This is a genomic window from Arthrobacter echini (assembly GCF_008107445.1).
Lineage (GTDB): Bacteria > Actinomycetota > Actinomycetes > Actinomycetales > Micrococcaceae > Arthrobacter_D > Arthrobacter_D echini_A.
Genome location: NZ_VSLD01000012.1, coordinates 15,632 through 28,163, shown reverse-complemented (window position 1 = coordinate 28,163; position 12,532 = coordinate 15,632). Strand labels below are relative to the sequence as shown.

Annotated in this window: 8 protein-coding genes and 3 pseudogenes; 4 read left to right on the top strand and 7 right to left on the bottom strand. The window is 63.6% G+C overall.

The window, feature by feature from the left end:
* The 5 genes and pseudogenes from FQ377_RS15190 to FQ377_RS13975 all read right to left on the bottom strand — a co-directional run.
* Positions 1 to 194, bottom strand: a pseudogene (locus FQ377_RS15190) (IS256 family transposase); the annotation flags it as partial.
* A gap of 93 nt (positions 195 to 287) precedes the next feature.
* Complete coding sequence (cydD, locus tag FQ377_RS13990; protein WP_246021297.1) at positions 288 to 3,617, bottom strand: thiol reductant ABC exporter subunit CydD; 3,330 nt, start codon at positions 3,615 to 3,617, stop codon at positions 288 to 290.
* Positions 3,614 to 4,633, bottom strand: a complete 1,020-nt coding sequence (gene cydB, locus FQ377_RS13985) for a cytochrome d ubiquinol oxidase subunit II (protein ID WP_136455036.1) — start codon at positions 4,631 to 4,633, stop codon at positions 3,614 to 3,616. Before cydB ends, cydD begins: the two co-directional genes overlap by 4 nt.
* Positions 4,634 to 4,686: 53 nt before the next feature.
* Entirely contained in the window at positions 4,687 to 6,270 is a 1,584-nt protein-coding gene (locus FQ377_RS13980; RefSeq protein ID WP_136455139.1) for a cytochrome ubiquinol oxidase subunit I, read from the bottom strand.
* 249 nt (positions 6,271 to 6,519) lie between these two features.
* Positions 6,520 to 6,887 (bottom strand): annotated as a pseudogene (locus FQ377_RS13975) (IS1634 family transposase); the annotation flags it as partial.
* A gap of 137 nt (positions 6,888 to 7,024) precedes the next feature.
* Here FQ377_RS13975 and istA point away from each other — a divergent pair.
* From istA to FQ377_RS13960, 3 genes are read left to right on the top strand one after another with little or no spacing between them, the layout of a single operon-like run.
* Entirely contained in the window at positions 7,025 to 8,575 is a 1,551-nt protein-coding gene (istA, locus tag FQ377_RS13970) for an IS21 family transposase (protein ID WP_262364477.1), read from the top strand.
* Entirely contained in the window at positions 8,572 to 9,357 is a 786-nt protein-coding gene (gene istB, locus FQ377_RS13965; RefSeq protein ID WP_136455032.1) for an IS21-like element helper ATPase IstB, read from the top strand. Before istA ends, istB begins: the two co-directional genes overlap by 4 nt.
* Positions 9,354 to 9,635 (top strand): hypothetical protein, encoded by a 282-nt coding sequence (locus tag FQ377_RS13960; RefSeq protein WP_136455031.1) that lies wholly within the window; start codon positions 9,354 to 9,356, stop codon positions 9,633 to 9,635. The genes istB and FQ377_RS13960 overlap by 4 nt, the downstream gene beginning before the upstream one ends.
* 107 nt (positions 9,636 to 9,742) lie before the next feature.
* Here the strand turns inward: FQ377_RS13960 and FQ377_RS15350 are convergent.
* Positions 9,743 to 10,172: pseudogene (locus FQ377_RS15350) on the bottom strand (IS1634 family transposase); the annotation flags it as partial.
* 755 nt (positions 10,173 to 10,927) lie between these two features.
* On the opposite strand from FQ377_RS15350, the gene FQ377_RS14940 reads away from it, so the two are divergent.
* Positions 10,928 to 11,401, top strand: coding sequence for a DsbA family protein (locus tag FQ377_RS14940; RefSeq protein ID WP_187393387.1), 474 nt, complete (start codon positions 10,928 to 10,930; stop codon positions 11,399 to 11,401).
* Positions 11,402 to 11,495: 94 nt separating this feature from the next.
* Here FQ377_RS14940 and FQ377_RS13945 read toward each other — a convergent pair whose 3' ends face one another.
* Entirely contained in the window at positions 11,496 to 12,473 is a 978-nt protein-coding gene (locus tag FQ377_RS13945; protein WP_136455028.1) for a cytochrome c oxidase assembly protein, read from the bottom strand.
* Positions 12,474 to 12,532 lie beyond the last annotated feature (59 nt).

The following is a 12,532-nucleotide window of genomic DNA, read 5'->3' as shown; positions in this document are numbered from 1 at the left end:
TCATGACCGACATGCTCGGTCATTTCCTCGTTCAGCGCCGTCTCGAGGACCGTTTTCGTGAACTGCTTTAACAGCCCATCGGGACCGGTCAGGGACAGGCCCCGCTCGGCCGCCATCCGGACCAGTTCCTTAGCAGCTAGCTCCTCCGCAGAGAGCTCCGGCTTGTTTCTCTTCACAGCATCCAGTGTCGTCATCACGGCACCTTCCCCGCCAGACTCACGCCCGACGTGTCAGGCCAGAAACACCGAATTCAGGACAGTCCCCCATCCCTCGTTCGTGAAGAGCCGTCAAAGTTCCAGTTGGAAATCGCACACGGTGGCATCATCGGGGTTGTGGGTCACCACCACTACCAGTTTGCTGGTTAGGCCGTGGCGCAGATCGGTGAGCAGTTGTTGTGCGGCCACTCGGTCAAGGTGGGCGGTTGGCTCGTCAAGGAGTACGACGTCGGCCTCTGTGAGCAGTGCTCGGGCCACAGCGAGCCGCTGGCGCTGGCCTCCGGAGAGCCGGGTTCCGCCGGGCCCGATTTTTGTTTCCAGGCCATCAGGGAGCGCTCGGACAAAGTTTCCGAGGCCTGCCCGCTCCAGCGCGAGGTGGAGTTCGTAGTCCTTCGGTGGATCTTCCGCACTGCGGGCCAGGACCAGATTGGCACGGATGCTGGACTGGAATAGGTGCGCCTCCTGCGGGCACCATGCGATCCGTGGAGCTACGCCGGTTTCTGCCGGTTGGCCGTTGATGAGGTAGTTCCCATGCACGAGAGGCAGGAAGCCGAGCAGGACACCGAGCAGGGTGGATTTTCCACTGCCGGAGGGCCCGGTCACGGCCAGCCATTCTCCACGTCTGAGCTGTAGCGAGAGCGAGGAAAACACCGTGGAGCTTTGTCCCGGATAGCTGTAACTGGCGTCGCGGAGCTCTATGGTCTCGACCGGTGTCGAAGATGGTGCCTCTTCCGAGTGGAGACCGGGGGTGCCCAGTTCCGGTAGTACCCGATCCCCGAGAGCTCTCCAGGCCGAGAACTGCTGCACGGCTGTATTGACGGCGGTAAATGGCTCAATCAGGGCCAGCTGCAGAAGGATGACGACGGCGGCCACAGCGGGACGCACCCCGTCAGCGGAAGCGAGCATCACGAGGGCGCCCAGCGAGCATGCCAGAGCGGTCAGTGCGTTGGCCAGTCCTTGTGCCCACGCACTGCGCTGCAATCTGGCGGTCATGGCTTCGTCGAGCCGGCCGACGTCGGCACGGACGGCCTCTGCTGCCCTATTGGCGGTCAGGTCCCGAGCCGCCGTCAACATCCGCGACGTAGCGTTCAACATTCGCGCTTTCAAGCCCACGCTGCTGCGCCGGGCCGTCCTATCGGCGGCCAGGGCAAGCCCGGGGGCCGCCACCAGGCACACCGCAGCCACCGCCAGTTGCCAAAGGAATCCTGCAGGAAGCAACAGCGCCGTGGTGACTAAAGCTGCAATAGCGGTCAGGATGCCAACCAGCGGGGCAAATACGGCCCGTGGAGCGAGGTCGCGCAGTTCATCGACGTCACCCACCAACTTCTCCAGCACCCCGCCGCCGCGGGCCAGCCTCCGCCAGGCGGCCGGACGCTGCAGCAGCCCATTCCACAGCCTCAAGCGCAATGCGTTGGTGCTTTCAAAGACGGCCTCGTGCAGGCGCAGCCGCTCACAGTAGCGCAGCACCGAGCGGCCAACACCGAAGAAGCGCACCCCCACAATCGCGGTCAACAGGTACAGAATCGGAATCTGCTCAGCAGCCCGCACAATCAGCCAACCCGACAGTGCGGTCAATGCCGCAGCGAACAGGGCGGCACCGGTGCCTAGGAACAATGCGGCCATGAACCGCGTGCTCCACGGCCGCAACATGGCCACGTTCCGCCCCAAAGACTGCCGGACGGACGGCTCTCCCTTGTCCCCTGGAGACATCGGTTGCCCGGCATCGCCGGGTCCAGGGTCCCCGGTGGCGGCAATCGTTCCGCTGTGCGCTGGCGCGGCTGTCAGTAACATATTGTCCGATGCATCAACGGAGCGTCCGTTGGCCTTAATGACCTGGTCGGCCAGGGCCGCAGTTTCGGGATTATGGGCCACGAGCACCACCGTGACGCGCCCGCGCAGTCGCGAGAGCGCTGCTTCAATGGCGCGGGCACTGAAGTCATCCAGGTGCGTGGTCGGCTCGTCGGCCAGGAGCAGTGTCACCTCCGTGTTTTCAATTCTGGCCAGCGCCCTGGCCACGGCAACACGGCGCAGCTCGCCGGGACTAAGCTCTCCACTGTTCGCATCGAGCAGATGGGCCGATTCCACCTGTGCCAGCGCCCGCCGGGCAGCGTCCCGGCGCTCGGCGCCACTCCCCAATCCCGAGTAAAGTCCAATCTCTTCGGCCACCGTTTCGGCAGTAAGAACAGGATGCTGGGGAATCCAGGCGATCGTGCTCGAATCGATCCCGGTGATGGTGCCGCGGGCGCGGGTGGCCGATCCATGGCCCCGGAGCCCGGCCAGTACTTCTAGCACTGAGGTTTTACCGCTGCCGCTCGGCCCGGACAGGGCGGCAATTGTTCCCGCCGCGACGGTAAAGTCCAGATTCTCCACGACGTCGCCGTCGCGACCCTCATAACCGATTGTTAATCCGCGGACGGCCATCGTCCGTCTCTGCTCTGTCCGGCCTTCATCGGCCAGCAGTCTGCGCACCGGGGGCGCGCTGGTCACCTGGCGGGCCCGTTCCAGCGCATCCAGGCCGTCTTCACTGGCGTGGTGGGCCGCTCCCAGATCGCGCAGCGGCTGGTAGCACTCCGGTGCCAGGATCAACGCCAGCAGTCCGAGTTCCAGGCTCATGTCACCGTTGAGCAGCCGGATGCCGATGAACACTGCCACGACAGCAATCGAAATGGTGGCGATCAATTCCAACGCCAGTGAGGATAAGAACGCCACTTTCAGTGTCTCCATGGTGCGGGAACGGTACTGTTCCGCGACGTCGCGCAGCGCTCGGGTCTGGGCGCTGGCCCGGCCCAGCCCCACCAGCACCGGCAGCCCGCGGGCCAGCTCGAGCAGATGGTCGGACAGCCGGTTCAACGACGCCGATGCCTGCCGCGCCTTGTCCTGGGTATGGAGCCCGATGAGGATCATGAACACCGGCACCAGCGGCACGGTCAGCACGATAATCAATGCCGTGATCCAATCCGCGGCCAGGATGCGAACACCAACCAGCAACGGAACGACAGCGCAGGACACCAGCGCCGGAAGGTATTTCGAGTAGTAATTATCCAGCCCGTCCAGCCCCCGGGTGACCAGCACGCTCAAGGCACCGGTACCGTGACCGGCCGCCGTGCCGCCGTCGTCCATGACCCGGGTAACGACAGAACCGCGCAGTTCCTCCTTCACTCCAGCCGCTGCCCGTTGCGCAACAGATTCCTGGCCCCAGATGGCCACCGAGCGAAGGACCGCCCCTCCGACACCTTCAACCAGTAGCGACGGCCAGTCCAGCTGCCCGGCAGCCAGCGACGCGATCCCGGATGCGACGGCCTGGGCTATCAGGACAAGTCCGACGGCCTTACCGGCGACGAGCAGGCCGAGGAGATACAGGGCGCGCTTGCTGGCCATGCTGACCGGCAGGGCGGGTTTCACTGGATGGTCACCGAGTGGGCCTGGGGAATCCGATCACCGCGCACGCGCTGGCGGAAAACCCAATAGGTCCAGCCCTGATAAAGAAGTACTGCCGGCAGGCCGATCAACCCGACCACGCTCATCACCGAAAGCGTGTAATCCGACGAGGATGCGTTTGCTGCGGTCAGGTTGAACGCGGGGTCCAGCGTCGAGGGCAACACCACCGGAAAAATGGAAGTGAAGATGGTGGTGGTGCCCGCAGTGAGGAAAACGGCCATCCCAAGGAAGCTCAGCCCGTCCCGTTCCCGGGCGGCCATCACCCACGCAAAAATAGCACCCGCGACCGCAATTGCCAGGGTCAGCCAGGTGAGCGGCTTGCCACCGCTCAGGTGCACTGTGATGGCCCAGCCCCCCATGGGCAACAGCCCCACCGGTAGGTACTGCAGCAGCAGCCCTCGGTAACGGGCACGGATGTCACCGTCGGTCTTGAGCACCAAAAACGCCGAGGCGTGAATGAGGCAGAACAGTACGACGGCGGAGCCGCCCAGCAACGCGTAGCCGTTCAGCCAGGCAAAGGCACCGCCTTCCCGGTCGCCGTTGGCGTTGATCGGCAGGCCGGTCGTGGTCAGCGCGAGGGTAGCACCGACGCCGAAAGCGGAGACGAAGGACCCCAGCGCGATGGCCCAATCCCAACGATTCCGCCAGGAATCAGAGTCCACCTTCCCGCGATACTCGAACGCGACGGCCCGGAATATCAGCCCGACCAACACCAGCAGCAGGGGCAGGTACAACGTGGAGAACAGGGACGCGTACCAGAGCGGAAAGGCCGCGAACGTCGCGGCCCCGGCAGTGATTAGCCACACCTCGTTACCGTCCCACACGGGTCCGACAGTGTTGAGCAGTACCCGCCGTTCCTGATTGCTCCGGGCTGTCAACTTCATCAGCATGCCGACGCCGAGGTCGAAACCTTCCAGCATCAGGTAGCCGGTCCATAGGTAGGCAATAATCACAAACCACAGCGTGGGCAGGAATTCCAACTCAGTTCTCCCGGTGTTCGAGGTGCGTAGCGGTCGCTGCGGGTGTTCTCATCTCAGTAGGCGAAGGCCAGCACATCGCCCTCATCCTTCCCGTCGGAAGCACCGTCGTCGTCCCTGCCGTTGTGGTTATGCAGCAGTTCGGGCATGGCCGAGGGCACCCCGCCGCGGACATAGGTGAACAGCATCCTGACCTCTACCACCAGCAGGATTCCGTAGATGGCGGTGAAAGTGATCAGCGATGCCGCCAGTTCGCCCACCGAGACGCCCGGAGACACCGCGGCGGCCGTGAACATGAAAACGTTGTCGATGCCGTTCGGATCCGGGTTCGGAGCGACCACGAAGGGCTGGCGGCCCATTTCCGTGAAGATCCAGCCGGCGGCGTTCGCGCCGAACGGAGCCAGGATGCCGAAGACGGCCAGGCGCATCAGCCACTTCGACTCCGGCACCGCTCCCTTGCGCACGATCAACAATGCGACGGCGGCGGCGCAGGCAGCCAGTACACCGAAGGTAATCATGATCCGGAAACCCCAATAGGTGACCTCCATGACCGGAACGTAGTCAATCTCGCTGCCGGCACGTTCGCCGTAGATCGGATCATCGGGCAGGTTGGTGCCGAACTTTTCCTGATACTCGGGAAGCAGAGAATTGACGCCCTTGACCTCGGTGTTGAAGTCACCGTTGGCCATGAACGAGAGCATGCCGGGAACCTCGACGACGGCGACGATGTCATCGCAGTCCTGGGAGCCCGGATTACCCAGCGACAGGACGGAGAATCCGGTGCCGTCGTGGCAGGCAGCTTCCGCGGCGGCCATCTTCATCGGCTGCTGTTCGAACATCAGCTTGGCCTGCAGATCACCGGTGACAGCCACACCGGCGAAGGAAAAGATGGCAATGACAGCGCCGATTCGTAGCGACTGGAGCCAGACCTGATAGTCCGTCCTGTCCCGGCCGGTACTTTCGACGTCGCCCACAAGGACCTTGCCGTCGGCTTCAACCGTGTCGATCCCATCACGACGGCGTTTCCACAAGTGGTACCAACTGATGCCGAGCAGGAAACCGCCCGAGACTGAGAAAGCGCCGAAAATAGTGTGTGGAAAGGCCACCAGCAGGGTGTTGTTCGTCAGCACGGCCCAAATATCAACCAGAACCGGGCGTCCCTCAATCATCTCAACGCCAACCGGATGCTGCATCCACGAATTGGCGGCAAGGATGAAATACGCCGACATGATGGACGCGCTGCTAGCGGCCCAGATCGTCGCCAGGTGGAGCTTCTTCGGCAACCGATCCCAACCGAAAATCCACAGACCCAAGAAAATCGACTCCACGAAGAACGCAAGGAGCGACTCCATCGCCAGCGGTGCTCCAAAAACATCGCCGACGAAACGGGAATACTCACTCCAGGCCATGCCGAACTGAAACTCCTGAACCAGGCCCGTCGCGACACCCACGATGAAATTAATCAGAAACAGCTTGCCCCAAAACTTGGTCATTCGCAGATACTGCGCTTTTCCCGTGCGCACCCACATCGTCTGCATAATCGCTACCACCAGGCCAAGCCCGATCGTCAACGGCACCATCAGAAAGTGGTACACCGTGGTGATACCGAATTGCCAGCGGGCAAGTTCCAACGCTTCCATCAGCAGCCCCTCATCAAGCCGGCGCAGAAGAAAATACATGGTACTCAGGCCGGCATCTTGGTTTCTACGATGTGTAGAAGTTGTACTTCTACACATCGTAGAACAAAGCTTTGGCAACCCGATAATCAGCTCTTCGGACCTCAGGGGACAAGCAGCCACGGCATGAGCATGCGGAGAGCCGGATGCGCTAGAAGCCGCACGTCCAGTTCGGAGGGATGGCAGGGCGCTCCTGTCCCGACTCGTGCCGGTTTAGTGTGCCTGCCACGCGGTGTCGGTTGCGGTGAGGATCTCGCGGGCCGGGTTGGTGAGAGGGTCAGGGGCGGTCTGCTGGTGTCCGGCGATGCTCACAGTATCTGCTGCAGCGGCCGGAGTGTCTGGACGATCTTGCGGATACTCCTTCCGGTGACGTTTTGCAGGTGGCGGGATGACGTTAGGGCCGTGATGACCACGCACAGGTGGGCTTCGATGGTCTCGAGGGCGTGGTGGAACATCGGCCTGGCGCGTAGGCCGGTTTTGCTCACCCGGAAGGACGCTTCGACTTGCCGCGGCCAGTGGTAGGAGGCGATGACCTCACGCGCGGGCATCACCGTGACCGGCATGTTCGTGACGTACCCCTTCTGAGTGTGCCACTCTGAAGTGGCCCCACCTGGAGCGGTTTTGATGCTCTGATTTGGCCCCACCCTCGACCTACCAGCCCTACCGTTCGTGATGTCGACCAAGACGATCACGGAAGCGGTGGAGGCGATTGAAGGAGTTGTCGAGAGTGGAGCAGTTCGAGAGTATCCGGCGAGACCGGAGGGATGAAGACATGTCGATCCGGGCGTTGTCCGAGAAGTACAAGGTCCACCGGCGAACGGTGCGTCAGGCACTGGCCGATGCGACACCACCGCCGCGCAAGGTTCCCGACCGAGAGGCGCCGGTCCTGGGCGAGCACGTGGCCACGGTGCGCGGCTGGTTGGTCGCGGACGAGGAGGTCCACCGTAAGCAGCGTCATACCGCTCGTCGGGTGTGGCAGCGGCTGGTCGAGGAGGAAGGGGCGGAGGTGGCGGAGTCCAGCGTGCGGGCCCTGGTCGGTGAGTTGCGGCGGGAGATCTTCGATCAGTCGCTGCAGGTCAAGGTGCCCCAGGCCCATGGCCCGGCCGAGGAGGCCGAGGTCGATTTCGGGGAGTTCCAGGCCATGATCGGTGGGGTGGTGATGAAGTTGTGGATGTTCGTGCTGCGCCTGTCCCACTCGGGCAAGGCCGTCCATATCGCCTACGCGAATCAGGCTCAGGAATCCTTCCTCGATGGTCACGTGCAAGCATTCGAGCGTCTGGGCGGGATCCCGACTGGGATGATCCGGTATGACAACCTGACCGCGGCGGTGATTAGGGTGGTGCTGGGCCGTGAACGGATCGAGAATCCGCGATTCATCGCGTTGCGCTCGACCTACGGGTTCGATTCCTTCTTCTGTCTGCCGGGCCTGGAGGGCGCCCATGAGAAGGGTGGGGTCGAGGGCGAGGTGGGCCGGTTCCGGCGTCGTCACCTGGTCCCGGTCCCCGACTTCGCCGACCTCGCCGAGCTCAACTCGTATATGGCTCTCGCCGACGCGAAGGACGACGCGCGACGGATCACCGGGCGGATCGAGACCGTCGGTGCGGCGGCCGCGCGCGAGCTGCCCGGGCTGCGGGCGTTGCCGCAGGAGGTCTTCGACCCGGCAGCCTCGCTGTCCTGCCGGGTCGATGCCAGGGCGCGGGTCTGCGTGCGCCAGTCCTACTACTCGGTGCCAGCGCGTTTCGCCGGTCGGCGCTTGCGGGTCAAGCTCGGTGCCACCACCGTGGTCGCTGTGGCCGACGGGGTCGTGGTCGCTCGTCACGTCAGATCGATCCACAAGTTCAGTGAGGACCTGGTCCTGGACCACTATCTGGAGGTTCTGGCCCGTAAGCCCGGGGCGCTGGCCGGATCCACGGCGCTGGCCGCCGCCAGAGCCGGTGGCGGATTCACCGCGTCCCATCAACGCTTCTGGGACGCGGCCCGCAAGGACCTAGGCGACGGGGCAGGGACTCGAGCACTGGTGGGGGTGTTGCTGCTGCACCGCACCCAGCGGGCCGCGGGCATCATCGCGGCACTGGAGGGCGCGGTGGCTATGGGCCGCTACGACCCCGACCTGGTCGCCGTCGAGGCCCGCCGCCTGACCCAGGCCCAGGCTCCGGCCGCGGCGGCGGTGGCGCTTCCCGCCAGCGCTCCACCCGCCGCGCTCCTGGATGACCGTCCGGCGCCTTCGCTGGCCCTCTACGACACGCTCCTGGCCGGAGTGCGAGGATGAGCGCCCCGGCGCCGGCCGTCACGGCCATGAGCGAGGCCGCCGCTCAGGCAGCGATCACCGCGGCCTGCAAGACACTGTTCCTGCCCACGATCCGTACCCAGGCCACCGAGCTGGCCCAGGCCGCGGCCCGGGAACGGTTGACCCACACCGCCTACCTTGCCGAGGTCCTGGCCGTCGAGTGCGACGACCGTGAGAGTCGCCGCCGGGCCCGGCGAGTCAAGGAGGCCAAGTTCCCCCGCACCAAACGACTGGAGGACTTCGATACCACCGTCATGCCCGATCTGCCGCCGGCGACACTGGCTCACCTGGCCACCGGGACTTGGATCGATGCCGGTCAGCCCCTGGTCCTGCTCGGAGACTCCGGCACCGGCAAGAGTCACCTCCTGATCGGCCTGGGCACCGCTGCGGCCGAGCAAGGCCGACGAGTGCGCTACATCACCACCGCGGCCCTGGTCAACGAACTCACCGAAGCCGCTGACACCAACCAGCTCTCCCGCCTGATCGGACGCTACGCCCGCCTGGACCTGCTCTGCTTGGACGAGCTGGGCTACGTCAGCCTCGACGCGCGCGGGGCCGAGCTGCTGTTCCAGATCATCACCGAACGAGAGGAACGCGCCTCGATCGCCTGCGCGACCAACGCTCCCTTCTCCGAATGGGGTGCCACCTTCACCGACCCCCGCCTGGCCGCGGCCGTCGTGGACCGCCTGACGTTCAACGCCCACATCATCAACACCGGCACCGCCTCCTACCGACTACGCACCACCCAGGAGCAACGCTCATGAGACCCAACCCTCTCACCGACGAACACGCCCTGGCCGCGATCATCACCGCCGCCGAACAGCTGGCCCAGGACCGCGACTGGGACTACACCGACCTGACCTACATCCAGGCCATGTCCGGCCTCGCAGCCACCGCCGAAGCGATGATCACCACCACCATCGCCCAGATGGACCCCGACCAGCGCGACTGGAACCAGATCGCCGACGCCCTGGGCACCACCCCCGGGCAGGCGCGCCACGACCATCAGCCGCCACCCCTGGCGACCAACACCGACTTCTAGACCCCGGCCCACCAGGCCGGCACCAGGCCGCCGTCACCCGACGACGGCCAGCACGACCCCACCCGGGGGTGGGGCCAAATCAGACCATCACAGTGGGGCCAAATGGGGTTGTCATACTCACCCTTCAGCCCAACCAGACGCCGAGCACGCTCCAGCGCGGCATCGTCCACGCCAGTGGCGCCGTTGGCGGTCTTGACGAATCGTGGCTTCCTGGGGGCCTATTCGCCGGCAACGACGGCCTTGGCCTTGTCCTCCTGCGCTGTGAGCGTGCGGTGGTCACGTCAGGCTCGCTTGGCAAAGTAAGCCCACACCGCCCGCCACGATTGATCGTGCACCTGCCGGTCCCACACCGATTCGGCCCGCTTGCTCGCATCGTTGACGTCCTGTGCCGTGGGGATAGCCACTCGCGCGCGGTAGCGCGGTTATGGTGTCGATGACCTGCCCGTCACAGAAGGCATCGCCATGCCAGCGAAAGTGACCGTCCAGATCTTCTGGTACCTTGACCACGCGGGAGCCGACAATGAACCTTAACCCTGCCCAACAGGATCGCGCGGCGGATGGACGGCAAGTCCGACCGTTTGGGCGCTGAGCAGGTTGCACAAGCTGTCCTTGCCCAGACCTCAACTGCGATCCTGAAAGCGATGTCCGGCCCTATCGAGGTAATCCGGACGCTGCACGCCACTAGGACGAGTGCAGTCAAAGCCCGCACCGCAACGTTCAACACACTGTGGGGTGTGATGATCAGGTCGCCGTCGCCGCTCTGTGATGAGCTGGTGATACCACAATGACACCGAACACTCAGCCGCCGGTCTAGCTATGAACGTCGTGGCTCACCTCGCTGTGCTGCCCAGGTGAGACACGAAGGTGCGTGGAATGGTTCACGGTAGGATGTATTTGATATGCCGCGATGGCAGTATCTCGGGGCGAAACGTTCCGATCGACGACTCGTCGGGCACACGCGAACTTATAAACCTGTTCGATGTCGTCGGACGTGACAGGACTGGCACCTTTTCATGAACCCCTGGTTAGCAGCAATGATTCCCCTGGCTATCATCCTGATACTCGGTTCCATCGCCTTTCTCATCGGATTCAAAGGGTACCTGTCAAACAGTCCCGACGAGCCTGACCTCGACTCCGACCCGTCCCCTGCGACCTCAAGGGATTCTCCTGCTCCTCGGGCGGGTTCCACTACGAGTTCGACTGTCCATACAAGCCAGCAGGCCGCCTTGCGTGCCACCCTTGCTCCCAGCGACCGTCTGATCTCGCGTGCCTCCCACGAGCGGACCATCCTGGTGCAATTCATCGACCTATACACCCCCGGCACCATCTCTACCCAGGAATTTCTCTCCAACCTCCGAGCGGACTACTCCCGCCGCGTCACCTTCGTCGCGCGACACCTTCCCACGAACGATCAGGCATACCTAGGTGCAACCGCACTTGAGGCCGCCGACCGCCAGGGGTGTTTTCTTTCCTTCCTGGAAGCAATCACACTGGGTCCAGACGCCCAGGAATTGCCCCGGCTGCACAGCCACATCACCATGGATACCTATCTGGCTGTTGCCCACGAGCTAGGCCTCGACAGCGAACAGTTCGAAGCCGACATGCAGAGCTCCGAGGTGTTCGCCCTCATCGACTCCGACCGGATTGAAGCCACGCGCGTCGGCATTACCCGAGCCCCCGCCTTGATCCTCCTCGATGACCAGAACCGCAACACACTGACCTCGCTCGAAGACTTCCGCGAAGCTGTCCGACTCGTGACAAGTTAAATGGTGCCAGTACCGAGTTCTTCTCAAAAATCCCCGTATAGGACCTAGAACGGGGAACGGTGCACTATCTAGACTGATGCAGGCCAGAGGCTCCCTATCGTTGCCGATCATGGCGCTCGGAGCGTTGCCGGAGCTGCTCGAGGTAGGCGTTGTACGCGTCAAGCTCCGGCGTTCCCTCCCGATTGTGTCTCCGGTCGGCTGCCCGCGAAGTCAACGTATCGTCGCGCTGCCAGCGCACCATGATGATCAGCAGCATCAGCACCGACGGCAGTTCCCCGTACGACCAGGCTAAACCGCCGGCAATACCCTGATCAGTAATCGGATCAACATCCCACGCCACGGGCAACGTGCCGAAGAAGTCGACGACAGGGGTGGTCGCCATCATTAGGACCACACCGAAGAACGCGTGGAGCGGCATTTCGGCGAAGATGTCGAGGAGCCGGCCGAGGTGGGACTGCTTCACCGGCAGCGGATCGGTTGATAGCACAGGCACGGTGAAGAGCACCCCGGAAATCAGGAACAGCAGTTCCAAGGTGACATGCCCATACCAGGAGGGAAGCATAGCGTCAGCGATACCGCTGAGATAGACACCATAGAAGCTGACAAGGAACACCGGAATCATGAAGGCCGGATGAAGAACGATCCGGGCGGCCCTTGATCGCAGACCCGCATGGGCGAGCCTGAGGACCAAGCGCCCGAGTCCACGGTGAGGCGTTGCACGGAGCAACAGGGTGCCAGGCCGGCCGAGGACCAGCAGCGGAGGAACAGCCATCATGAGAGTCAGTTGCTGGAACATGAAGACGGAGAACATACGCAGCCCGTAGCCCTCAACTCCCGCACCCATCGTGATCATGATGATGATGCAGCCCAACAGAAAAACCGCTGTTCGCCATACAGACCATGATCGCCCCATCGACCACAGACGGATCGCGGCGGCCAGATAGAGCGCACCCAACACCACCGCGATCGCGGGGATAAGCGGAATCGGTTGCAAGGTTGGTGCCAAGTAGGTCGCCCACGATGGCGGGGCCTCCGGTATCCATACTGGCCCACTGACCCACTGATCATTCACTGCTGTACAACCATCCCAACATCACACTCTCTCCAATGTCTAGCTCACCAATTTTAAGA